This window comes from Variovorax sp. H27-G14 (assembly GCF_046156345.1).
GTDB lineage: Bacteria > Pseudomonadota > Gammaproteobacteria > Burkholderiales > Burkholderiaceae_C > Variovorax.
Genome location: NZ_JAYLVN010000013.1, coordinates 138,865 through 162,853, shown reverse-complemented (window position 1 = coordinate 162,853; position 23,989 = coordinate 138,865). Strand labels below are relative to the sequence as shown.

The following is a 23,989-nucleotide window of genomic DNA, read 5'->3' as shown; positions in this document are numbered from 1 at the left end:
TGTGGGTGTCGAGTGGGTCAAGGAAGCGTTCAGGGCGACGCTCACGCCGACGGGGTGCCTTGCTCCGCGAATGTCCCCCGGGGCTTCGCCCCTCCTCCTTTATTTCGCTGCGCAAGGCACCCCATCGGCGTGAGCGTTTTCAGAGCAGTCGTTGATCAGCGGAACACCAGCAGCGTGCCCTGGTGCACAGGGCGTCGGGTACTCCCCGCAGCGAAATAAAGGAGGAGGGGCGAAGCCCCGGGGGACATTCGCGGAGGGGAGTACCCGGCGGCCTGTGCACGCGCCCTGAACAAGATCCGGCGCCCTGTGCACACGCCCTGAACAAGACCCGGAATGGCACGCGCGCAAGCCAGGCTAGCGTTGCTGCCAGAACCCGCGATGCGTAGCGATCATTTCTTCCACCACCTCAGGCACCGGCCCGATGACTTCGATATTCTTCTGCCCCCGCGCGAACACCTCGCGGCATGGCAGGCTCAGCGTCGGGTTCTCGGGGTGGTCGCCTGTGAGCACAAGCAGCGCCGACTCTTCCGCCCCGTACACCACCCGCCCGATATGCGCCCAGTAGCTGGTGCCCGCGCACATCGCGCAAGGCTCGAAGGTCGTCACCAGCGTGCATTGCCACAGGTACTCCGGCGGCCAGTTCTGCGCGGCGTGGCGCGCCAGCGTGGCCTCGGCATGCTGCACCGTGTCGATGTTGCCCTGCTCGGCAAGAACAGTTTCGCCGTCGGGCGCCACCAGCACCGCGCCAAAAGGGTGGCGGCCCATCGCCATCGCGCGCCGGGCCACCTCGTTGGCGCGGCGCAGCGCGCGAATGATCTGGTCTTGGTTCATCCGCGAATCATTGCGCGAATCACTGGTTCTGGGAACCGCGATGCGCCCAGCCCGTGGTGTGCTTTTCAATGACGCTGAACAGCTCGTACATCAGCATGGCCATGGCGCCCACCACCATCAGGCCCGCGAAGGCCAGGCCCATCTGCATGGACGAGCCGGCCGAAATCAGCAGGTAGCCAATGCCTTCGTTGGCGGCCGTCATCTCGCTCACCGTGGTGCCCACGAAGGCCAGCGTGATGGCCACCTTGAGCGAGCCGAAAAAGTACGGCATGGAGCGCGGCAGGCCGATCTTCATGAGCACGTCCCAGCGCTTGGCGCCCAGCACGCGCAGCACGTCTTCCAGCTCGGGCTCCAGCGTGGCCAGGCCGGTGGCAATGTTGACCATGATCGGGAAGAAGCTGATCAGAAACGCCGTAAGAATCGCAGGCCCCGCGCCAATGCCGAACCACACCACCAGAATGGGCACGAACGCCGCCTTGGGCAGCGCGTTGAAGGCCGTCATCAGCGGGTAGAGGGCCGCATACGCCAGGCGCGAACTGCCGATCACAAAGCCCAGCAGCACGCCCACCACAATCGCCAGGCCAAAGCCCGCCATCGTGACCCAGAAGGTGCGCCACGCATGGCCCGCAATGATTTCCTTGTATTCCCAGAACTGGCTCCAGATGCGCGAGGGGCTCGGAAAGATGAAGTCCGAAATCTCGAAGCCCGCACACACGATCTGCCACAGCATCAGCACCGCCAGGAGCAGCAGCCACGGCGACCAGCGTTCGATTTGCTTGGTGTTTTTCATGGCGCGCTTTCAGTGAGATGCCGCTGCGGCGGTGGGGTTGGCACCGGCACCGGCACTGGCACTGCCGCGCATCGCACCGATGTGGCCGCGCAGCTCCAGCACGATGTCGGTGAACTCCTTGGTGTAGGTCAGCTCCAGCTCGCGCGGGCGCGGCAGCTCGATGTTGCGCTTCACCACGAAGCGGCCCGGGCTCTTGCTCATCACGTACACCGTGTCCGCCAGAAACACCGACTCGCGCAGGTCGTGCGTCACCAGAATCACGTTGAACTGCTGCTCGGTCCACAGGTCGCGCAGGATGCACCACAGCTCTTCGCGCGTGAACGCGTCGAGCGCGCCGAAGGGCTCGTCGAGCAGCAGCATCTTGGGCTCGTGGATGAGCGCGCGGCAAATGCTCGCGCGCTGCTGCATGCCGCCGGAGAGCTGCCACGGAAACTTGTCTTCATAGCCCGCCAGGCCCACCTTCTGCAGCAGCCTGCGCGCGCGCTCCACGTACTCCTTGCGCTTGGCCTTGAAGCTGGAGCGGTAGGGCTCGACGATTTCCAGCGGCAGCAGCACGTTGTCGACCGTGGTGCGCCACGGCAGCAGCGAGGGCGCCTGAAAGGCCATGCCCGAGATCTTGAGCGGGCCGGTCACCGGCTGGCCGTCGATGCGGATGCGGCCCATCGAGGGCATCTTCAGCCCGGTCGTGAGCTTCATGAAGGTCGACTTGCCGCAGCCCGAGGGACCGACGATGGCGATGAATTCTCCGCGCTGCACCTTCAGGTCGATGGCCTCGACCGCGAAGTGGTTCTCGCGCAGCAGCTCCTCGTTGTAGGCGAGCCAGACGTCCTGGAAGTCGACGAAGGGAGGAGAGGTTGGGGTGGGGGTGGGGGTGGAGGTAGGGGAGGTGTCCGCCATCACTGGCCTTTCAGGGTTAGGGAACGAGGGCGGGAAAACACACGCGAAAACACACGGGAAATCGCAAGGGAAAACGCAGGATGCAGGCGCGCTGGCCGCGCAGCAAACGACGATCTGGGCATGTGGAAGAACTCCCTCGCGGTTGAATGGCTGAACCTGTTGATGTGCCGCGGCCCGGTGGGCGTCGGGAGCAATTTTCGGGCGGGTTTCAACCACTGAACGCTTCTACTCCGCGGGCATTCAAGCATGTTTTGTACCCGCGTGGTGCATGCGCGGGGCCGTAGAAAAGGCGAGCGGAATGACGCGCGTTTTGGCCCGCATGAAGGCGGCGGCGAGAGGTTGGGAACGACGTGGCATGCAACGAACTCCGGGCGGTTGGTGGTGGTGGCAGTCGACACACGCGGCCGGTGTTTTCAGGAAGGCGTGAGCGCCGGTCCTGAAGTCGCCATGCTGCGCAACCGAGGCGCTGGACCGGTCGGCTGCATGCAGGTGGCTGCGTGCTTCAGGAGCAATTTCCGACGGTGGGCATGCGGGACGCCAACCGATGAACGCTTCTACTCCGCTGTTGTTCAAGCACTATTCGCGCCATGCTTTGTGCACCTTTTTTGCGCTCAATTCTGTATACAAAACTCTCTTTGTCTGCGGCACTGTGAAGTCTTTACCGCGCCGCACCAAGGCGCCCCAGCCATGCCCCAATGAAGTTCGACCGGGTTGCAGGGACAAGCATCAAGGAGTTGCTTGTGGCGGTGGGCCGGCGCATCATCCGCCGCGGGAGTAGAAGCGTTCACCGGTGCAAGGTACTGACAGTGCCTCTCATGCGCCGGCCGGGAATTGCTCTTGAAATTTTCAACTTCAAGGAACGCAATTGACCGCTGACAACACCGGCCTCGCCGAGCTGCAAAAAGAATCGCGCATGGGCGCCATGGGCTCCACCGACACGATGCGCGAAGTGCGCCGCATCGACCTCTCCAACTTTGCAACCCGCCAGGCCGACATAGCCGACCAGCTCTGGGACGCGGCCGTGGATGTGGGCTTCTTTCAGCTGGAGAACCACGGCATAGAGCCCGCGGGCATTGACCATGCCTTCGAGATGGCCGAGCGTTTCTTCGCGCTGCCCGACGACGTGAAGGCGAAGTACCCGCTGAAGAAGGCCGTCAATGCGGGATGGGAGAGCAGGGCACAGGTGCGCCCTTCCACCGGCACGCCGGACCAGAAGGAGAGCTACCAGCTCACCCGGCCGCACATGGGCGACCTCTGGCCGACAGAAAGCGAGTTGCCCGGCTTCAGGCAAGGCATGCTGGCCTTCGAGCGCCAGAGCTGGGAGGTGAGCATGCGGGTGCTCTCGTGCTTCGCGATGAAGCTGGGCTTCGGCCCCGCATTCTTCGAGCGCGCGCACGACCAGGATGCGTACAGCTACCAGAGCACGCTTCGCCTGCTGCACTACTTCGCCATTGCGCCCGAAGCACAGGACCAGCTGGGCCTGTGGCGCGCCGGTGCGCACACCGACTTCGACTGCCTCACGCTGCTCTACCAGCGCAAGGGCCAAGGTGGCCTGGAGGTGTGCCCCGGCAAGGAAATGGAAGCGCAGGCGTGGACCCCGATCGAGCCGCACGACGACGTGATCACCTGCAACATCGGCGACATGCTCATGCGCTGGAGCGACGATCGCTTGCCGAGCAACTTTCACCGCGTGAAGAACCCGGCCGCCGGGGAGTACAGCGGGCCGCGCTACAGCATCGCCTTCTTCGCGCAGGCCAATCGCGATGCCGTCATCGAAGGGCCCGCGAGAAAGTACCCGGCGATCACGGCCGGTGACTACCTGAACCAGCGGATCGCCGCTAACTTCAAGGCGTACTGAACGTGACAAGGGCCGGCATGGCTGCCGGCCCTTGTCACTGAAGCGTGCCTGCGCCTTCGTCGTCGCGTTGCAGAGTTACTTGCGCAGGATGCCGCTGAGTTCACCCGCCGGCGGCAGCATCGATGCGGTCCACACCGCATCGGGGCTCACGCGTGTCTTGGTGTTGAACGCGTCGGACACCTGCGAGGCCATCAGCGACATGCGCCCCGCATTGACCGCGCCAAAGCCTTCGGCGCGCGCATCAGGGCTGTTGATGACGGTGTCGATGGCCAGTTGCAGGCGGCGCGTTTCGAGCTTGCTGTCGACGATGCCGTCGCGCGCCTTCACCGACTCGATGGCCACCGCCGGATTGGCAATGACTTCCTTCGCGCCCTTGGCAAAGGCCGAGAGGAACTTCTTCACCGCCTCCGGGTGCTCCTTGATGAGCTTGGGCGACGCGATGATGACGTTGCCGTACAGCTTCACGCCGTAGTCGGGGTACGGAAGAATCACCACGTCGGCCGCCTTGGCGCCGCGCGCTTCCAGGTTGAGCAGCGAGGTGAAGGTGAAGCCGGTGATGGCGTCGACGTCGCCGCGCAGCAGCATGGTTTCGCGCAGCGTCGGGTCCATGGCGGTCCAGTTGACGGCGCCTACGTTGTTGGCCTTGGCAAAGATGGGGAACGCGCGGCGGCCCGCGTCGAACACCGGCGCGCCCAGCTTCTTGCCCGACAGGTCGGCCGGCTTGGTGATGCCGCTCTTCTTGAGCGCCATGACCGAGGCCGGCGTGTTGTTGTAGACCATCATCACGGCCACCGGCTTGTTGGGGCTGTCGGGGTTGTTGGCGTGGAACTCCATCAGCGCGGCCAGGTCGGCAAAGCCCATGTCGTACGCGCCCGAGGCCACGCGCGTGACGGTGCCGCCCGAGCCGTTGCCCGCGTCGATGGTCACGTCCAGGCCGGCGGCCTTGAAGTAGCCCTTGGCGGCGGGGTGAAGAAACAGCGCGGCCGGCCCTTCGAAGCGCCAGTCGAGCTGGAACTTGATCGGCGTCGGGGACTGCGCAAAGGCCGAGGGCAGGCCGAAGCTGAGGGCCGAGGCGGCGAGGAAGGACTGGAGCAGGTGGCGCTTGTTCATGCGGGATCGGTCCGTGAGGGGTGAATGCGAAAGAGTCGGTCACATTCAAGCAAAAACGGTGCCCGCACGGGATTGGTGCGAACCCTCTGGGTGACTCGAAGTGGTGCGATATCTGCACCTTGCGTGGGAAATCCCTTCAATTTCAGGGGTCGGCTGCACCCAAAACAAGCCGATACGGGTCGCAGCGACACCAATGCGCAAGCGCGAAAGTGCTAGGGCACTGCCCCTGCCCCCCCGCCGAGGGGCCGGCGCTGCCTTGGCCTACACGCGGTGCCTGCGCCACCCCACAAGGCCGGGGGCGCGGGTTCGGCCCCAATAAGGGCTTGGCAATTCGTTGCCTACCCCCTCACCCTTTACCTGAAAGACCGCCATGGCAGACGATGCAAAGACCCCTTCCCAACTGGCCGACGATGCCAAGGCCGTTGCCGGTGACGCCGCGCAGGCGCTGCGCTCGGGCCTGAACGATGCGAAGGCCACGGCCGGCGACGCGCTGGACACCGCCCGCGGCGTTGCCGCCGATGCCAAGGACGTGGCCGCCGACGCTGTCGACACCGGTCGCGCCTATGCCCGCAATGCCGTCAACGAATCGGGCAAGAAGATCTCCAGCCTGAAAGAGCAGGCCGCCCAGTGGCAAGCCTCCTGCGAAAAGCAGATTGCTGCAGAGCCGGTGAAGGCCGTGCTGGTCGCTGCGGCCGGCGGCGCGTTGCTGACGGGGCTGCTGCTGGCATTCGCGCGCTCGGGCCGCCGCTACTACGACTGATCTACGACTGATCTGCGACTGATCTGCGCTTGAGCTGCGGCCGATGAGCGATGGCCGCCGCTCGCTTTTTCACTCGATTTCCATAAAGGACGTGCCCGATGGAACCCATGAAGCCCATGAAGGGAATGAAGCCGATGGCCCCCATGACGCCGATGGCAGAACCTGACAACAGCTGGTGGCCGCAAGGCCTGTCGAATCCGTCGAGCACGGGCGGGCAGAACGGCATTCGCTACGCCTTCTTCCCTGAGCAGCGCAGGTTGGTCGTCGAGCAGAGCGGCAAGGTCAGGCAGTACGACACCGGCAGCCACCGCATCTCCGGCGTCAGCCAGCAGCAGCACAACGCGGAAGGCGGCGCACCCACGTTCGCCAGCCAGGACGGGCCTGTGGACCTGGCTTCGCTGAAGGAAGTCGGCCAGCAGCGCTGACTTTTGCCCGCGCCTCACGAACCTTCATCGCGCCTTGCGCGTTGGCTCGGCGTCGCCCTCTGCGTGGCGATGGTGGCTGCGGCAGGCGCAGTGGCGACCGGCGCAGTGCAGATCCCCGAGCGCTTCAACCCCTGGGCGCCGCTCGACGTGGCGGCCGTGCCCAACATGCTCACTGGCTTCAAGCTCGCGCGGGCGCGCAGCGAGCCAGAGCTTTGCCTGGCGGCGCTGGCGCGCACGGGCATGCAGTACGACTTGCTGCCCGACCGCGAAACGGGCACCGGTTGCGGCTTTCAGAACGCGGTGCGGCTGCGCAATGCCGGCGTGCGCCTGAGTCCCGCGCCTTCGCTGAGCTGCCCCATGGCGCTGTCCTTCCACATGTGGGCGGCGCACGTGCTGCAGCCCGCGGCGCATCAGCACTTCGGCCAGCCGGTGGCGGCCGTAGAACACCTGGGCAGCTATGCGTGCCGCAACATCAACCGCGGCAACGGCGCGGAGCCCGGCGCGGCCCGCAGCCGACACGCCACGGCCAACGCGCTGGACGTGGCGGGCTTCACGCTGGCCGACGGGCGCCGCATCACGGTGTCGCAGGCGTGGCCACGCGAGCCGCTTCAAGCCGCCAGCACGCCACCAGCGCTGCTGCTGCGCGACGCGCACACAGGCGCGTGCCGCTTCTTCGACGGCGTGCTCGGGCCGGACTACAACGCCGCCCACCGCGATCATTTCCATCTGGAGACCGGCGGCTACGGCATGTGCCGCTAGCGCTCACCTAGTTCACGCATTGCCCTGGGGCGGCGCGGTACCCCTGGCCTTGCGCGTGCCGCCGCCTTGCGCAACGAACTGCTTCAGCTCCTGCAGCCCGTGTTCGGTGATGCGCGTCACCACGACCACCTGCGGCGCCACGTAGGCACCCCGCAGTGCGGCCGGTGCAACGAACTCGGCCTCTACCAGCCCGGTGGCGGCCAGCACGGAGATGCGCCGCACATCCTCCGGGCGCTCCAGGCGAAGCGGAAAACGGGCGTGCTGGAGCCGCATCAGGCAAAAGAGTGGCATTCGATCCTCCTGTGGCCCGGTGTTGTGTTCAGCCGCACCGGTCGGTCCCCCAAGGGGTGAGGTGAATGTAATCAAACGTCAGCATTTGGCAAAGCGATCGGGCTGAAGTGAGCGAGGCGGGTTCACCCATAATCCCTGCACGCGCCTTCCAGCGCGATGTTAACGCTACCATTCGAAGTGATTTTTGGAGTGCTTCCTTGACCCAGCAGAACGTTTCCGACCGCAGCGCGCGCCGGGGCAGCGGCGGCATCACGCTGAGCGACGTGGCCAAGCTCGCGGGCGTGTCGGCCATCACCGTGTCGCGGGCACTCAACACACCCGACCTGGTGTCGCCAGACACGCGCGAGAAGGTGCGCCACGCCGTGGAGCGCACGGGCTATGTGCCCAATCTGCTGGCCGGCGGGCTGGCCTCCAACCGCAGCCGGCTGGTGGCGGCTGTGGTGCCGACCATCGCAGGCCCGGTGTTCCTGGAAACCATTCAGGCCCTGACCGAAGCGCTGGCGGAAAAGGGCTACCAGCTCATGCTGGGCCAGAGCGGCTATGACAACTCGCGCGAAGACGCGCTGATCGACGCCATCGTCGGGCGCCGGCCCGACGGCATCGTGCTGACGGGCATCATGCGGTCGGCCGACGGCCGCAGGCGGTTGCTGGCCTCTGGCATTCCCGTGGTCGAAACCTGGGACCTCACGCCCACCCCCATCGACATGCTGGTCGGCTTTTCTCACGAGAAAGTGGGCGCGGCCACCGCGGAATTTCTGCACCGCAAGGGCTACCGCCGCCCGGCCATCGTGAGCGGCGACGACCACCGCGCCAGGCTGCGGCGCAGCGGCTTTGAGGAAGCCTGGAACGCCCTGGGCGGCGCCCCCGCGCTGGTGCACCACGTGCCGGCACCCACCACGCTCGGCAGCGGCCGTGCCGCGCTGTGCGAGCTGCTGGCGGGCCCGGTGCCAGTCGACGTGGTGGCGTGCAGCTCCGACGCGCTGGCGCATGGCGTCATCACCGAGGCACAGGCGCGCGGCCTGCGCGTGCCGCAGGACGTGGGCGTCATCGGCTTCGGCGACCTGGCCTTTGCGCGCGACGCCCATCCGTCGATCACCACGGTGCGCATCGACGGCACCGCCATCGGGCGGCAGGCCGCGCGCTTCATCGTCGAGCGCGCCGAAGGCCGCCCGGTCGAGCACAAGGTGCTGGACCTGGGCTTTTCCCTGATCGAGCGACAAAGCGCCTGAAAACCCGGTTGACGGCCGCCACGAGTGATGCTTAAGATCGAATGACAGCGCTAACATAAGCGCACTTTCAAAAATGCCACGTGGCGTTTTTGCCTTTGCCATTCGAGACAACGCATGACCTTCAGAAAAACCCCCGAAGAGCTTCGCTCGCACCGCTGGTACGGCGTGAAAGACCTGCGCGGCTTCGGCCACCGCTCGCGCACCGCGCAAATGGGCTTCAGCCGCGACGACTACCTGGGCAAGCCCGTCATTGCCATCCTCAACACCTGGAGCGACATGAACTCCTGCCACACGCACTTCAAGCAGCGTGTGGAAGAGGTCAAGCGCGGCGTGTGGCAGGCGGGCGGCTTTCCGGTGGAAATTCCGGCCATGAGCCTGGGCGAGGCCTTTCAGAAGCCGACCACCATGCTCTACCGCAACCTGCTGGCCATGGAAGCCGAAGAGCTCATTCGCTCCTACCCGGCGGACGGCGTGGTGCTGATGGGCGGCTGCGACAAGACCACGCCGGGCCTGGTGATGGGCGCGCTGGCCATGAACCTGCCGACCATCTTCGTGCCCGCCGGCCCCATGCTGCGCGGCGACTACAAGGGCACCGTGCTGGGCTCGGGCTCCGACACCTGGAAGTACTGGGCCGAGCTGCGCGCCGGCAACATCACCGAAGACGACTGGCAGGACGTGGAAGACGGCATTGCGCGCTCCCCCGGCACCTGCATGACCATGGGCACCGCCAGCACCATGACCAGCGCGACCGAGGCCATGGGCCTCACCTTGCCCGGTGCGTCATCGATTCCCGCCGTCGATTCGCGCCACGCCATGATGGCCACGCACACCGGCAAGCGCATCGTCGAGATGGTGTGGGAAGACCTGAAGCCGCTGGACATCCTCACGCCCGCATCGTTCGACAACGCCGTGACGGCCGTGCTGGGCCTGGGCGGCTCCACCAACGCCATCGTTCACCTCATCGCCATGGCCCGCCGAGCAGGTGTGCCGCTCGACCTGGCGCGCTTCGACGAGCTTGCGCGCAGCACGCCGGTCATTGCCAACCTGCGCCCCGGCGGCAAGTACCTGATGGAAGACTTCTTCTATGCCGGTGGCCTGCGTGCCTTTCTGGCCGAGATGGGCAGCCTGATCGACGGCAGCCAGATGACCTGCAACGGCAAGACGCTGGGCGAGAACATCGCGGGGGCGGAGGTGTACGACGCCGACGTCATCAAGCCGCGCGGCCAGGCGCTGCTGGAGAGCGGTGGCCTGGCGGTGCTGCGCGGCAACCTCGCGCCCCATGGCGCCGTGATCAAGCCGGCGGCCATGGAGCAGCACCTGCGCCGCCACACCGGCCCGGCGCTGGTCTTTCGCAACTACGACGACCTGGCCGCGCGCATCGACGCGCCCGACCTGCCGGTGACCAAGGACAGCGTGATCGTGCTGCAGAGCGCCGGCCCGCAAGGCGCGCCGGGCATGCCCGAATGGGGCCAGCTGCCTATTCCGCAGAAGCTGCTGAAAGAGGGCGTGCGCGACATGGTGCGCATCAGCGACGCGCGCATGAGCGGCACCAGCTACGGCGCCTGCGTGCTGCACGTCACGCCCGAGTCCCACGTCGGCGGGCCGCTGGCGCTGGTGCGCGACGGCGACATGGTCACGCTGGACATCGACGCGCGCCGCATCGACATGCAGGTGAGCGACGAAGAAATCGCCAGGCGCCGCGCCGAATGGCAACGGCCCATTCCCAAGTTCGGCCGCGGCTACGGCGTGATGTTTCTCAAGCACGTGCAGCAGGCGGACACCGGTTGCGACTTCGACTTTCTGGCGCCGGATTACGCCGAAGCCACCGGCAAGGACGAGCCCGAGATTCACTGACCGCCCCGAACAAAGAACGAGAGACAAAAAAGGAAAAGAGACATGGAGACAGACAAGCTCGATCGCCGACGCCTCGGCAAGCTCGCCGCACACCTCGCGGGGATCGCAGGGATCGCAGGGCTCGCGGGATTCGCACTGGTGGCGCTGCCATTCGCCGCAGCGGCGCAAACCGCCCCCGCCTGGCCCGCGCGACCGGTGACCTTCGTGGTGCCCTTCGCGGCCGGCGGCGGCACCGACATCGCGGCGCGCCTGCTCGCCGTGCGGCTCGGCCAGAAGTGGGGCCAGTCGGTGGTGGTGGACAACCGCACCGGCGCCGGCGGGCTGGTCGGCGCGGAGGCCGTGGCCAAGGCCAAGCCCGACGGCTACATGCTGCTCATCGGCAACGTGGGCACGCAGTCGATCAACCCCTCGCTCTACAAGATGCCCTACGACGCCGACAAGGCCTTCGCGCCGGTGTCGCTGTTCGCAGAGCTGCCGTTCGCCTTCGTGGTCAACCCCAACGTGCCGGCCAAAACGCCGAAAGAACTCGTCGCGCTGGCCAAGGCCTCGCCCGACAAGTTCACCTACGCCAGCTCGGGCAGTGGCGGCTCGCCGCACCTCACGGCCGAGATCTTTCAGCAGGCCACCGGCATCAAGTTGCTGCACGTGCCCTACAAGGGCGGCGGCCCGGCCATGGCCGACCTCATGGCCGGCCACGTCGACATGCTGTTCGCCTCCATCCTGGAGACCTCGGGCTATGTGAAGGGCGGCAAGCTGCGCGCACTGGCCGTCACCAGCGCCGAGCGCTCGCCCGCCATGCCCGACGTGCCGACGCTCGCGGAGCTTGGCGTGCCCAATGCCGAGTCGGGCTCCTGGGTTGCACTGCTTGCGCCGGCCGGCACGCCGCAAGCGCTGCTCGACAGGATTTCCGCCGACGTGAAAGAGGTGGTTGCCACGCCCGACATGCGCAAGGCCCTGATTGCCCAGGGCGCCACGCCGCGCGGCAGCACGCCGGGCGAACTGCAGAAGACCATCGACGCCGACAAGGCGCGCTACGGCCAGGTCATCAAGACCCGCGGCATCAAGGTGGAGTGACCCCATGACATCGACCCCCCGCATGCACCCCGGCCGCCGCGCCGTGCTCCTGGCAGGCGCCGCGCTGCTCGCCACCCACCGTGTGATGGCGCAAGACAAATGGCCCTCGCGCCCCATCACCTACGTCGTGCCCTTCACGCCCGGCGGCTCCACCGACGTGATCGGCCGCGTCATTGCGCAGAAGCTGGGCGAAGCGCTCGGCCAGCCGGTGATCGTCGACAACAAGCCGGGCGCGGCCGGAGCCGTGGGCGCGGCCTATGTCGCCAAGGCCAAGCCCGACGGCTACACGCTGTTCGGCGGCACCATCAGCACGCACGCCATCAACGCCAGCCTGTACAAGAACCTGCCCTATGACCCGGTGAAAGACTTCGAGCCGATCTCGCTCGTGGCCTTCTTGCCGAACGTGCTCATCGTCGACCCCAACCTGGGCGTCAACTCGGTGGCGGAGCTGATTGCGCTGCTTAAGAAAGACCCGGCCAAACGCAACTTCGCCTCCTCGGGCGCGGGCACCTCCACGCACCTGGCCGGCGAGATGCTGGCCGACATGATCGGCGTGAAGCTCACGCACATTCCCTACAAGGGCACGCCACCGGCCATGCTCGATGTGTCGTCGGGCCAGGTGACCTTCATGTTCGACCAGCTCACCGCCGCGCTGCCGCTGGTGCAGGGCGGCAAGCTCAAGCTGCTGGCCGTGACCTCGGCCAAGCGCGTGGCGCTGGCGCCGCAGCTGCCCACCATGCAGGAGGCCGGCGTGAAGGGCTTCGAAATGGCGTCGTGGCAGGCCGTGTATGCGCCCAAGGGCCTGCCAGAGCCCATCGCGAAGCGCCTGGCCAGCGAGATCGCAAAAATTCTGCAGATGCCCGAGGTGAAAGACTAGTTCACGAATCAGCTGGGCATGGACGTGGTGGCCGGCTCGCCCGCGCAGCTCGCGGCGCTGATGCAGACCGAAATTCCGCGCTGGGGCGAGCTTGTGAAGAAGTCCGGTGCCACGGCCAACTGAAGCGAACTGAAGCCATCCAAGCCAACTGAACAGGACAGCCATGACACCGAGCACTTCCCTTTCGGACACCGCGCGCGAGCAGCTGCGCCACGTCAGCGTTGCCACGCTGTGCACGCAACTCTTCAAGCGCGGTTTTCGCAATGTGTACCTGCAGGGCGTGGGCCGCCTCACCAAGCCCAGCGGCGGCAACCTGGTCGGCCCAGCCTTCACCATGCGCAACATTCCGGCGCGCGAAGACCTCGACCAGATCAGCGCCTTCGACGACCCGAACCATCCGCAGCGCAAAGGCATCGAGAGCGTGCCGGAGGGCCATGTGCTGGTGATCGACTGCCGCGGTGAAACGCGCGTGGCCTCTGGCGGGCAGATATTGACGACGCGGCTCAAGGTGCGCGGCGCCGCGGGGCTGGTGTCCGACGGGCCGGTGCGCGACAGCGGGCCGATCTCGCAGATGGACTTTCCGGTGTACTGCGCCGGCGGCAGCGCGCCGCTCAACCTCATTCATCACCACGCCATCGACCTGAACGTGCCTATCGGTTGCGGCGGCGTGCCGGTGTACCCCGGCGACGTGATCGTGGGGGACGACGAGGGCGTGGTCGTCATCCCCGCGCACCTCGCCGACGAGGTGGCGCGCGACGCGACCGAGCAGGAAAAGATGGAAGCCTTTGTGCTGGAGCGCATCGAAGCCGGCGCCAGGCTGGCCGGCACCTACCCGCCCAACGCAGACACCCGCGCCGCCTTTGACGTATGGCGCAAGGCAAAGGGCATCTGAGCATGCAACGCCGAACATTCACGGCGCTGGCCGCTGTCGCGCTTTCTGGCGCATTGCCCGCGGCTGCGCAGCCGGCGTTCCCAAGCAAGTCGATCACCCTCGTGGTGCCGGCCTCGCCCGGCGGCGCCATCGACCTGGTCGCGCGGCTCATCGGGCAGAAGATGACCGAGCATTGGGGCCAGCCCGTGCTGGTGGACAACCGCGCCGGTGCCACCGGCATCATCGGCACCGACCTGGTGGCCAAGAGCCCGCCCGACGGCCACATGCTGGCGCTGGTGGCCAGCAGCCACGCGATCAACCCGAGCATGGTGAAAAAGCTGCCCTTCGACACGCTCAAGAGCTTCGAGCCGGTGGCGCTCACGCACGTGGTGCCGCTGGTGCTCATCGTCTCGCCCGACCTGCCGGTGAAGACGGTGAAAGAGCTCATCGCCTACGGCAAGGCCAACCCCGGCAAGCTCAGCTTTGCGTCGAGCGGCAACGGGGGTGCGCCGCATTTTTCGGGCGAGCTGTTCAAGTCGCTCGCGGGCATCGAGATGACGCACATTCCGTACAAAGGCAGCACGCTCGCGCACCCGGACCTGATCAGCGGGCGCACCTCGTTGATGTTCGACACCGTGGCCGCGGCCAATGTGCAGCTGCGGGCGGGGCGGTTGCGCGCGCTGGCCGTCACCACCGCCAAGCGCTCTTCCGTGCTGCCCGACGTGCCCACCATGCAGGAGGCCGGCGTGCCCGGCTACGAGACCAGCACCTGGGGCGGGTTGCTCGCGCCGGCCGGCACGCCCAAGGCCACGGTCGACAAGCTCAATGCCGAGGTCGACCGCATCCTGCTGCTGCCCGACGTGCGCAAGACGCTGCAAGACAACGGCATCGAGCCCGGCAGCGGCTCCCCGCAACAGTTCGCCGCCTTCATCGGCACCGAGATGGCCAAGTGGGCCAAGGTGGCGAAGGACGCCGGCATTCAACCCGAATGACAGAAACAACATCCGCCATGCCCACCAAGACAAAAGTGCTTCAACACGGCCGGCTGCTGCCCGCGCTAGAAGCCCGCCTGCAAGAAAGCTACGACCTTCATCCGCTGTGGAACGAAGCCGACCCGAAGGCCTTTCTGGCCGCCCGCGGCGGCGAGTTCACCGCGCTGGTTACCTCGGCGCGCTTCGGCGCCGACGCGGCGCTGATCGCGGCCTTGCCGGCGCTCAAGGTCATTTCCAGCTTTGGCGTGGGGCTGGACACCCTCGACCTCGACGCCGCCCGTGCGCGCGGCATCTCTGTCGGCTACACGCCCGACGTGCTGAACGACTGCGTGGCCGACACCGCATTTGCGCTGGTGATGGACGTGGCGCGCCGCATCAGCGCATCCGACCGCTTCGTGCGCCGTGGCGACTGGCGCACGGGGCAGTTTCCGCTGGCCACGCAGGTGTCGGGCAAGAAGCTCGGCATTCTCGGCATGGGGCGCATCGGGCGTGTCATTGCCCGGCGTGCGTCGGGCTTCGACATGCGCGTGCGGTACCACAACCGCCGCGCGCTCACCGATGTGGACTACGGCTATGAGCCCACGCTGAAGGGCCTTGCGGCGTGGGCCGACTTTCTGGTGATTGCGAGCGCCGGCGGCGCCGAAACACGCGGGCTGGTGTCGCGCGAAATTCTCGACGCGCTCGGCCCCGATGGCTACCTCGTGAACATCTCGCGCGGCAGCGTCGTCGACGAGGCCGCGCTCGTGGAGGCCTTGCAGCACCAGCGCATTGCGGGCGCGGGGCTCGACGTGTTCGACAACGAGCCGCACGTGCCCGAGGCACTGTTCGCGCTCGACAACGTGGTGCTGCTGCCGCACCTGGCCAGCAACACCCACGAGACGCGCGCTGCGATGGCGCAGCGTGTGGAAGACAACCTGGTGGCCGCGCTGGCCGGCCAGCCGATGGTGAGCGCGGCGGCTTGATTCGGCCCGACCAGCGCCGGCCCGACCAGCCCGGCTAACGCCAGACCTCGGAGCGCACGAGAAACTCCGGCAGCGTCCGGGAGGCCAGCACCAGAAGCCCGAAGTGCGCGTCGTCCAGGCTCTGGGGGGCCGGGTCGAAGTGCGCGAGCGTGCCGATCACCTCGGCCCCCAGCAGCGTCAGCGCGACAGCGTGGTATGCGCGAATGACGCCCTGGTAGGGGCTGCCGTCGAGCATCGCTTCATGGGTGGAGTCGTCCACGTGCAGGAACGAGTCGCGCATGACGAACTGGCAGAAGCTGTCGGCCAGCGGAAAGTCGAGAAACTGCGGCGGCGGGGGCTGGTTCAGTTTGTCGAACAGCAGCACGTTGCGCACCCGGTCGCCTTCGATCCGGAAGATGGCGGAAAACCGATGCGGCACGCTGGCGTTGAGCCGGCGCAGGGCCTCCTGGAACGCCTGTTGCTGGATGAGCGACAGCACCTCGTCCGCGGTGTCTTCGAACCGGCGCTCGGGCGGGGTCAACGGCAAGGGCTGGGTGGGCGGCATGTGTCGATGTCACTGAAAATGCGCGTCCACGCCGTGGTTCGGCACAGTGGCGACAGGGCGCAGGATGAACGCGAACGTCACTCGAAGTATCTGGATTTTGGCGGCGTTGCCAAGTCGAATGCCGCTCGGAGGGTCTTTGCGGCCGCTTCGGCTGGCAGGCACCCCGGGAAGTCAGGGATCCTCGGGCGGCGCGCATCTGCCAGGATACTTACACACTCGACTGAACTTGCGCGGAGATTCGCAATCTTCCCAGGCACTATCGACAATGCGCGGGTCGACCCCTTTTTGGGTCCCTTTCCGCCCCCCCTTTTTCCGCTCCTTTTTCGCTCTTTTCCCGCTCCCTTTCCGCTTCCAGTACGCCCCATGCGACTCAAGACCTCCCCCATTTCCTCCCCTATTTCCTCCCTCGCTTTCGCCATCGCCATCGCCGCAGGCTCCCTGGTTCCCGCCGCAACGTCTTTTGCGGCCGCCCATGCCGCCAAGCCTGCCGCCCACAAGCAGCCCGCAGCCACCGCACCCGCTTCGGCGCCATTGGCCGGGGAAACGGCCGTGGTCGGCGGCCCGCCGGCGCTGGCCGCCAAGGCCTGGTTGCTGATGGACTTCGACTCGGGCGAGGTGCTGGCCTCGGCCAACCCCGACGAGCCGCTGCCGCCCGCCTCGCTCACCAAGATGATGACCAGCTTCCTGGTCGAGCAGGCGCTGCGCTCCGGCAAGCTCAAGAAAGACGACCTGGTGTCGGTCAGCCAGAACGCCTGGTGCCGCGGCTCCAGCACCGAGTCGTGCATGTACCTGCCGCTCAACGGCCAGGCCACGGTGATCGACCTGCTGCGCGGCATCATCGTGCAGTCGGGCAACGACGCCTCCAAGGCCATTGCCGAACACATGGCCGGCTCCGAAGAGGGCTTTGCCAAGCTCATGAACGCCGAGGCCAAGCGCCTGGGCATGACGCACACCAACTTCGTCAACCCCACCGGCCTGCCAGACCCCGACCACAAGTCGTCGGCACGCGACCTGGCGATTCTTGCGCGCGCCATCATCCGCGACAGCTCCGACTACTACCCCATCTACGCCGAGCGCGAGTTCAAGTACAACAACATCAAGCAGGGCAACCGCAACGCGCTGCTCTACACCGACCCCACGGTCGACGGCCTGAAGACCGGCCACACGCAAGAGGCCGGCTACTGCCTGGTCACTTCGTCCAAGCGCAACGGCATGCGCCTGATCACCGTCATTCTCAACACCAACAGCGCACAGGCGCGTGCCGACCAGACGCGCTCGCTGCTGGGCTGGGGCTATGCCAACTTCGAGAAGGCCAACCCCATCGAAGCCACCGCGGTCGTCGCCAAGGCCGCGGTCGCCTTCGGCAAGGCCGACACCGTTGCAGCGGGGCTGGCCGCCCCCTGGACGGTGACGGTGCCGCGCGGGCAGAAGGTGACCACGTCGGTGCAGGTCAACCCGGGCCTCGAAGCGCCGGTGGCCAAGGGCGCGGTGATCGGCAAGATCGTTGCGGAGTCGAACGGCAAGCCCGTGGGCGAAACGCCGCTGGTGGCGCAAGCCGAAGTGGAACGCGCGGGCTTTTTCCTGCGCATGTGGCAGCACGTGATGCGCCTGTTCGGCAAGTGAAGCGAGCATGAGCTGAGATGAGGGAAGGCACGTGCATTGCCACGTGCCCGGCGCCGCCGCTGCCGCTGCCGATTCATCGCGATGACATGTGGCATGAATAGATTGCAGGGCTTTGCACCCTGCAGCCGCGCCTTGCGCGCGGCGCGCATTCATTCCCTCGTACGCTCATGCCGTCCTTTCTGCCTTCGCTGTCTTTCCCGGCTTTCAGCCGCCCCTTCGCCATCACGCTTGTCGCCGCCCTTTGCCTGTCGGCATGCGGCGGTGGTGGCAACGACGGCGCTGTGTCGTTCCCCATTTCCGGCACGCCGCCGGCGGCTGCGAACCCGCCCGCCGTCGTTGCAGCGGCTGCGCCGAAGGACATCGGCTTCACCGACACCGCGCCCGTGCCCGACCAGGTCGCGACGCCGCCCTTCGTCGACAACGTGGCCAGCAATCAGCGCGGCGATGCGCGCTATGCCACCAGGGACACCAATGCCGGCGTGCGCGTGGTGGCCGGCTTTCTGGACTTCTGGCAACCCAGCAGCTTGCTGGTCGATGCGGGTGCGCCAGCGCCGGCGCAGGGTACTTTCCCGGCGGTGGTCGCGTCCACATGGAGCGGCATTCCCGGCGATTCGACCGACGGCAAGCCCGTCAACACGGCCGTGCTGAACAGCAACATCCAGTACGTGGTGGACGTGACCAACGCGCGCACCGCCGCGCAGGAACTGGCGGCCTACCTGGACGACCGCCGCGGCAAGGGCTACAGCATCAGCGACGGCATGGGGCCGCTCACCACCGCCTGGCGCGCGGCCACTCAGCAGAGCACCACCATCACCGGCATTGCCGCGGACGCGACCACCGTGCTCTACAACGACGGCGGCAGCGACGTGGGCGTGGGCGGCGTGGCCAACCCGAGCTTTGGCACCGTGGTGGACCTGCTCAACGGCATCGGAGAAAACGGTTCCACCGAACCCGCCAAGCGCTTCTTCAAATATGCGCGCCCGTGGCGCTGGAGCAGCAGCGTCAAGGTGGTGCCCGCGCTGGAGCCCGCCAAGAGCGGCACGCCCACCACCGACGGCGGCTTCGTGAGCGGGCACACGGCCGAAGCCGTGCGCAAGTCGCTGGCCTTCGCCTACGTGGTGCCGCAGCGCTTTCAGGAGATGGTGGCGCGCGGGCTCGAACTCGGCGAGAACCGCATCCTTGCGGGCATGCATTCGCCGCTGGACGTGGTCGGCGGGCGCATCCAGGGCCACGCCGTCGCGGCCGCCAGCCTTGCCACCGGCGCCAATGCGGCGCGCAAGGGCGCTGCCTACGCGCAGGCGCAGTCGGTGCTGGCGGCGGCGGTCGGTGCACGCGACGCGGCTGCGTTGAACGACTTCGCGCATTCGCAAGGTGCCGCAGCCGACCGCTTCGCGGACCACGCGGCCAGCAAGGCCGACTACCTTCGCCGTCTGACCTTCGGCTTCAAGCAGGTGGCCGACGCCACCAAGCCCGCCGTGGTGCCCAAGGGCGCGGAGGTGCTTCTCGAAACCCGCTTGCCCTACCTGGACGCCGCCCAGCGCCGCGTGGTGCTCAAGACCACGGCCGTGCCCTCGGGTTATCCGGTGATGGACGACGCGGAAGGCTGGGGCCGGCTCAACCTGTTCGACGCGGCCGATGGCTACGGCGTGTTCAACGGCGACGTGGTCGTGACCATGGACGCGAGCCTCGGCAGCTTCAACGCGATGGACAGCTGGCGCAACGACATCTCCGGCGGCGGCAAGCTCACCAAGAAGGGCAGCGGAACGCTCGCCCTGGGCGGCGCCAACAGCTACGCGGGCGGCACGCAACTGATGGAGGGCACGCTGCGCGCCGATGCGGCGGCGGCCTTCGGCAAGGGCAATGTGTATGTGGGTGGCGGCACGCTGGTCTGCAATGCCGCATCGATGGTCACGTTGAACGGTGCCTACACGCAACTGGCCGGCACCACGCTGCAGCTGAACCTGGGCAGCAACGGCGCGGGCCGCCTTAACGTGGCCGGCGTCGCGGCACTGGACGGCACGCTGACCCTGAGCTTCAAGCCCGGCGCCCTGCCGAGCGTGGGGGACACGTTCACGGTCATCAGCAGCGGTGCGTTGACCGGCAGGTTCTCGGCCATCAACGCGCCCGGGTTCAAGGTGACGCCGACGTACACGGGAACGCAGTTGATCGTGCGCATCGATGCGTGAACGTGCGCCCTGAGCGCACCGGTCGGCTTGCTCGTCGGCTTACTTGTCGACCGTCACCTTCGCCACGGCCAGCGCCGTCATGTTGATGATGCGTCGCACCGTCGACGACGGCGTGAGCACATGCGCCGAGCCGGCCGCGCCCAGCAGCACCGGGCCCACCGTGATGCCGTTGGCGCCGGTCATCTTCAGCACGTTGTACAGAATGTGCGCGGAGTCGAGGTTCGGGCACACCAGCAGGTTGGCCTCGCCGCTGAGCGTGGTCTCGGGCAGGGCGGTGCGGCGCACTTCTTCTGACAGCGCCGCGTCGCCATGCATCTCGCCGTCGCATTCGATGTCGGGTGCCATTTGCGCGAACAGGTCGCGCGCCAGGCGCATCTTGCGCGCCGAGCCGCGGCTGGAGGTGCCGTAGTTCGAGTGCGACAAAAACGCCACCTTGGGCGGCAGGCCGAAGCGGCGCACCTCTTCCGCAGCCATCACCGCGATGCTGGCCAGCAGCTCGGCGCTCGGGTCTTCGTTCACGTTGGTGTCGGTGATGAACACGGTGCGCTTGTCCAGCGTGAGCGCGTTCAGCGTGGCAAAGCCCGGTGCGCCGCGCTTCAGGCCGATGAGGTTGCGGATGTGCTCCAGGTGCACGTCGAAGCGCCCGACCAGCCCGCAGATCATGGCGTCGGCATCGCCCAGGTGCAGCATCAGCGCGGCAATGGTGGTGTTGGAGCGGCGCACCAGGGTCTTTGCGGCCTCCGGCGTCACGCCGCGGCGGCCCATGAGCTTGTGGTAGCTCTCCCAGTAGGTGCGAAAGCGCGGATCGTCCTCGGGGTTGACGATCTCGAAGTCGGTGCCCGCGCGAATGTGCAGGCCGGCCTTCAGGATGCGCGCCTCGATCACGGCGGGGCGGCCCACCAGAATGGGGTGGGCCAGGCCTTCGTCCACGGCCCACTGCGCAGCGCGCAGCACGCGCTCGTCTTCGCCTTCCGCATAGGCCACGCGCTTGGCGGTGGCAATCTTGGCGGCGCTGAACACCGGGCGCATGAACATGCCGGTCTGGTAGACGAAGCGCGTCAGGTGCTGGCGGTAGGCCTCCATGTCCTCGATGGGGCGGGTCGCCACGCCGGAGGCAGCCGCGGCGGCTGCAACGGCCGGCGCAATGCGCAGGATCAGGCGCGAGTCGAAGGGCTTGGGAATCAGGTAGTCGGGGCCGAAGGCCAGCTCCTGGCCCGCATAAGCGGTGGCCACTTCTTCGCTGATGTCGGCCTTGGTGAGCTCGGCAATTTCGCGCACGCAGGCCAGCTTCATTTCTTCCGTGATCTTGGTGGCGCCGCAGTCGAGCGCGCCACGGAAGATGTACGGAAAGCACAGCACGTTGTTGACCTGGTTCGGGTAGTCCGAACGGCCCGTGGCAATGATGCAGTCGGGCCGCACGGCCTTGGCCAGCTCGGGGCGGATCTCGGGCTCTGGGTTGGCCAGCGCCAGGATGATGGGCTGCGTGCCCATGGTCTTGACCATTTCGGCCGACATCACGCCCGGCGCCGAGCAGCCGAGGAACACGTCGGCGTCTTTCACCACGTCGGCCAGGGTGCGCGCACCCGTGTCTTGCTGCGCGTAGCGCGACTTCGATTCGTCGAAGCCGCCCGCGCGGCCCGTGTAGATCAGCCCCTTGGAGTCGCAGGCGTAGATGTTGGCGGGCTTCACGCCCAGGCCCACCATCACGTCCAGGCAGGCGATGGCGGCGGCGCCGGCGCCCGACACGGCAACCTTCACGTCGCCGATCTTCTTGCCCACCAGCTCCAGCCCGTTGATGAGCGCGGCGGCCGAGATGATGGCCGTGCCGTGCTGGTCGTCATGGAACACCGGAATGTTCATGCGCTCGCGCAGTTTCTTCTCGATGTAGAAGCACTCGGGCGCCTTGATGTCTTCCAGGTTGATGCCGCCCAGCGTGGGCTCCAGCGCCGCGATGATCTCGACCAGCTTGTCGGGGTCGTTCTCGGCCAGCTCGATGTCGAACACGTCGATGCCGGCGAACTTCTTGAACAGGCACCCCTTGCCTTCCATCACCGGCTTGGCGGCCAGCGGGCCGATGTTGCCCAGGCCCAGCACGGCCGTGCCGTTGGTGATGACACCCACCAGGTTGCCGCGCGCCGTGTACTCGTTGGCCAGAGACGGGTCGGCCTGAATGTCGAGACAGGGGTAGGCCACGCCCGGCGAATAGGCCAGCGACAGGTCGCGCTGGTTGAGCAGGGGCTTGGTCGGGGTGATCGAAATCTTGCCCTTGACGGGCGAGCGGTGGTATTCGCGCGCTGCCTCGCGAAGTGCTTCTTCTGCGGGGGAAAGGGGTGCAGCCATGAAAGTCTCCTTTGTTCGGACGGGCAATGAGGCTACCGCAAAAGCGCGGCGTGTTGCTGCGGGGGGCAATGCCGAAAACGCCTGAACCCATCGCTTTGCGGGGGGCGGCATGGTCGGTTCGCTAAACTGCGCGGCTGTTAACCATAGTCAAACAAGGTTAACAAGCCCAGGTCAACCCGACCCTATAACAACAACGGAGCGCCAGCGCATGACCCCCGGACCTTTCACCACCGCCCCCACGACCACCGAGCCTGACGTCGTGGTCATCGGCGGTGGCCCCGCGGGCTCCACCGTGGCTGCGTTGCTGGCGGACAAGGGGCATGCGGTGGTGCTGATCGAGAAGGCGCAGCATCCGCGGTTTCACATCGGCGAGTCGCTGCTGCCCATGAACATGCCGCTGTTCGACCGGCTGGGCGTGCGCACCGAGGTCGAGGCCATCGGCATCAGGAAGCATGGCGCGGAGTTTGTGTCGCCCTGGCACGACCACATCAGCCACTTCGACTTTGGTCAGGCGATGGACAAGAGTTTTCCCTATGCGGTGCATGTGCGCCGCTCGGAGTTGGACGAGCTGCTGTTTCGCCATGCCGGCAAGCGCGGCGCGCGCACCTTCGAGGGGCAGCGCGTGACGGGCGTGGACATGGACGCCGGCAAGGGCACGCCGGACAACCGGCCGGCGGTGAAGGTGAAGGCCGACGACGGCACCGAGACCACGTGGCGCCCGCGCTTCGTGATCGACGCCAGCGGCAGGGACACGTTGCTGTCGAACCAGTTCGACGTGAAGCAGCGCAACCGCAAGCATGCGAGCGCGGCGTTGTACGGCCACTTCGAGAATGCGCAGCGCAACCCGGGCCGTTTCGAGGGCAACATTTCGTTGTTCTGGTTCGACCATGGCTGGTTCTGGTACATCCCGTTGAAAGACGGCACGGTGAGCGTGGGCGCGGTGGCTTCGCCTGCCTATTTCAAGCGGCGCCAGGGCGCGTCGCTCGAAGCGTTTCTGATGGACACCATTGCGTTGGCGCCCAAGCTGGCGGCTCGCTTGAAGAACGCCACGTTGATGGAGGGTGCGACCACCACCGGCAACTACGCCTACGACTCCAAGTTCTGCCGGGGCGATCGTTTCATGATGGTGGGTGATGCCTACGCATTCGTGGACCCGATGTTTTCGTCGGGCGTGTACCTGGCGATGAACAGTGGCTTCGAGGCGGCTACCGCTGCTGACCATTGGCTCAAGGGTGAGGCGAAGGAGGCCGAGAAGGCGTTCCGTCACTATGAGAAGGTGATGAAGCATGGGCCAAAAATGTTCTCGTGGTTCATCTACCGAATCACGTCGCCGGCCATTCGCCGTTTGTTCATGGCGCCGCGCAATGTCTGGCGCATGCAGGAGGCGTTGCTGTCCATATTGGCCGGTGACTTGTTCCGTGACACACCTATTGCGCCGCGGTTCTGGGGCTTCAAGCTGACGTATTACGTGTCGTGCCTGGGCATTCTTCCGCAGGCTGTGAAGACGTGGGCCTGGCGGCGTCGGAACCTCAAGGAATCGTTGGAAGCGGTGAAGGGCTGATTCGGTTTTTTGTCGCTGCTGCTGTTCAGGGCGACGCTCACGAGGGCGGGGTACCTTGCTCCGCGAATGTCCCCCGGCCTTCGGCCTCCTCCTTTATTTCGCTGCGCAAGGCACCCCACCCTCGTGAGCGTTTTCAGAGCGGCGGTTGATCGTGC

At 66.7% G+C, this 23,989-nt stretch carries 20 protein-coding genes and 1 pseudogene; 14 read left to right on the top strand and 7 right to left on the bottom strand.

The window, feature by feature from the left end; translation table 11 throughout:
• Positions 1-354 precede the first annotated feature (354 nt).
• The 3 genes from VLK31_RS25505 to VLK31_RS25495 are packed head-to-tail and all read right to left on the bottom strand — an operon-like array spanning position 355 to position 2,518.
• Entirely contained in the window at positions 355-831 is a 477-nt protein-coding gene (locus VLK31_RS25505) for a nucleoside deaminase (RefSeq protein ID WP_409171259.1), read from the bottom strand.
• 19 nt (positions 832-850) lie between these two features.
• Positions 851-1,621, bottom strand: coding sequence for an ABC transporter permease (locus tag VLK31_RS25500; RefSeq protein ID WP_409171258.1), 771 nt, complete (start codon positions 1,619-1,621; stop codon positions 851-853).
• A gap of 9 nt (positions 1,622-1,630) precedes the next feature.
• Positions 1,631-2,518, bottom strand: a complete 888-nt coding sequence (locus tag VLK31_RS25495; RefSeq protein WP_409171257.1) for an ABC transporter ATP-binding protein — start codon at positions 2,516-2,518, stop codon at positions 1,631-1,633.
• Between the two features lie 913 nt (positions 2,519-3,431).
• On the opposite strand from VLK31_RS25495, the gene VLK31_RS25490 reads away from it, so the two are divergent.
• A complete protein-coding gene (locus tag VLK31_RS25490) occupies positions 3,432-4,376 on the top strand; it encodes an isopenicillin N synthase family dioxygenase (RefSeq protein ID WP_409171291.1) in 945 nt (314 codons plus the stop codon).
• 75 nt (positions 4,377-4,451) lie between these two features.
• On the opposite strand, the gene VLK31_RS25485 is transcribed toward VLK31_RS25490, so the two are convergent.
• Positions 4,452-5,486 carry an ABC transporter substrate-binding protein gene (locus VLK31_RS25485; protein ID WP_409171256.1) on the bottom strand — a complete coding sequence of 345 codons (1,035 nt, stop codon included), beginning with the start codon at positions 5,484-5,486 and terminating at the stop codon, positions 4,452-4,454.
• 370 nt (positions 5,487-5,856) lie between these two features.
• Between VLK31_RS25485 and VLK31_RS25480 the strand changes: the two genes are divergently transcribed.
• The 3 genes from VLK31_RS25480 (at position 5,857) to VLK31_RS25470 (ending at position 7,430) form a co-directional block, all read left to right on the top strand.
• Entirely contained in the window at positions 5,857-6,246 is a 390-nt protein-coding gene (locus VLK31_RS25480; protein WP_409171255.1) for a hypothetical protein, read from the top strand.
• Between the two features lie 98 nt (positions 6,247-6,344).
• The gene (locus VLK31_RS25475) at positions 6,345-6,671 is read left to right on the top strand and encodes a hypothetical protein (RefSeq protein ID WP_409171254.1); all 327 of its coding nucleotides are present in this window, start codon (positions 6,345-6,347) and stop codon (positions 6,669-6,671) included.
• A 90-nt stretch (positions 6,672-6,761) separates the two neighbouring features.
• The gene (locus VLK31_RS25470; RefSeq protein WP_409171253.1) at positions 6,762-7,430 is read left to right on the top strand and encodes an extensin family protein; all 669 of its coding nucleotides are present in this window, start codon (positions 6,762-6,764) and stop codon (positions 7,428-7,430) included.
• 12 nt (positions 7,431-7,442) lie between these two features.
• Here VLK31_RS25470 and VLK31_RS25465 read toward each other — a convergent pair whose 3' ends face one another.
• Complete coding sequence (locus tag VLK31_RS25465; protein WP_409171252.1) at positions 7,443-7,721, bottom strand: hypothetical protein; 279 nt, start codon at positions 7,719-7,721, stop codon at positions 7,443-7,445.
• 197 nt (positions 7,722-7,918) lie between these two features.
• Between VLK31_RS25465 and VLK31_RS25460 the strand changes: the two genes are divergently transcribed.
• The 7 genes and pseudogenes from VLK31_RS25460 (at position 7,919) to VLK31_RS25430 (ending at position 15,580) form a co-directional block, all read left to right on the top strand.
• Positions 7,919-8,950 carry a LacI family DNA-binding transcriptional regulator gene (locus VLK31_RS25460; RefSeq protein ID WP_409171251.1) on the top strand — a complete coding sequence of 344 codons (1,032 nt, stop codon included), beginning with the start codon at positions 7,919-7,921 and terminating at the stop codon, positions 8,948-8,950.
• Positions 8,951-9,064: 114 nt separating this feature from the next.
• Positions 9,065-10,804, top strand: coding sequence for an L-arabinonate dehydratase (gene araD, locus VLK31_RS25455; RefSeq protein ID WP_409171250.1), 1,740 nt, complete (start codon positions 9,065-9,067; stop codon positions 10,802-10,804).
• A 42-nt stretch (positions 10,805-10,846) separates the two neighbouring features.
• On the top strand, positions 10,847-11,878 hold the full coding sequence (locus VLK31_RS25450) for a Bug family tripartite tricarboxylate transporter substrate binding protein (protein WP_409171249.1): 1,032 nt from the start codon (positions 10,847-10,849) through the stop codon (positions 11,876-11,878).
• Positions 11,879-11,900: 22 nt separating this feature from the next.
• Positions 11,901-12,878: pseudogene (locus VLK31_RS25445) on the top strand (Bug family tripartite tricarboxylate transporter substrate binding protein).
• Between the two features lie 40 nt (positions 12,879-12,918).
• Positions 12,919-13,647, top strand: coding sequence for a ribonuclease activity regulator RraA (locus VLK31_RS25440; protein WP_409171248.1), 729 nt, complete (start codon positions 12,919-12,921; stop codon positions 13,645-13,647).
• Positions 13,648-13,649: 2 nt separating this feature from the next.
• A complete protein-coding gene (locus tag VLK31_RS25435) occupies positions 13,650-14,618 on the top strand; it encodes a Bug family tripartite tricarboxylate transporter substrate binding protein (RefSeq protein ID WP_409171247.1) in 969 nt (322 codons plus the stop codon).
• A 17-nt stretch (positions 14,619-14,635) separates the two neighbouring features.
• Positions 14,636-15,580 carry a 2-hydroxyacid dehydrogenase gene (locus VLK31_RS25430; protein ID WP_409171246.1) on the top strand — a complete coding sequence of 315 codons (945 nt, stop codon included), beginning with the start codon at positions 14,636-14,638 and terminating at the stop codon, positions 15,578-15,580.
• Between the two features lie 34 nt (positions 15,581-15,614).
• Here the strand turns inward: VLK31_RS25430 and VLK31_RS25425 are convergent, their stop codons facing one another.
• The gene (locus VLK31_RS25425; protein ID WP_409171245.1) at positions 15,615-16,124 is read right to left on the bottom strand and encodes a hypothetical protein; all 510 of its coding nucleotides are present in this window, start codon (positions 16,122-16,124) and stop codon (positions 15,615-15,617) included.
• Positions 16,125-16,487: 363 nt separating this feature from the next.
• Here VLK31_RS25425 and VLK31_RS25420 point away from each other — a divergent pair, with 363 nt between their 5' ends.
• Both VLK31_RS25420 and VLK31_RS25415 read left to right on the top strand, forming a co-directional pair.
• Positions 16,488-17,747: a D-alanyl-D-alanine carboxypeptidase family protein gene (locus tag VLK31_RS25420; protein ID WP_409171244.1), complete on the top strand. Its 1,260-nt coding sequence runs from the start codon at positions 16,488-16,490 to the stop codon at positions 17,745-17,747.
• Positions 17,748-17,914: 167 nt separating this feature from the next.
• Complete coding sequence (locus tag VLK31_RS25415; RefSeq protein ID WP_409171243.1) at positions 17,915-19,933, top strand: phosphatase PAP2 family protein; 2,019 nt, start codon at positions 17,915-17,917, stop codon at positions 19,931-19,933.
• A gap of 39 nt (positions 19,934-19,972) precedes the next feature.
• Here VLK31_RS25415 and VLK31_RS25410 read toward each other — a convergent pair whose 3' ends face one another.
• On the bottom strand, positions 19,973-22,273 hold the full coding sequence (locus VLK31_RS25410) for an NADP-dependent malic enzyme (protein WP_409171242.1): 2,301 nt from the start codon (positions 22,271-22,273) through the stop codon (positions 19,973-19,975).
• A gap of 208 nt (positions 22,274-22,481) precedes the next feature.
• Between VLK31_RS25410 and VLK31_RS25405 the strand changes: the two genes are divergently transcribed.
• Positions 22,482-23,834, top strand: coding sequence for an NAD(P)/FAD-dependent oxidoreductase (locus tag VLK31_RS25405; RefSeq protein ID WP_409171241.1), 1,353 nt, complete (start codon positions 22,482-22,484; stop codon positions 23,832-23,834).
• Positions 23,835-23,989: the final 155 nt, after the last annotated feature.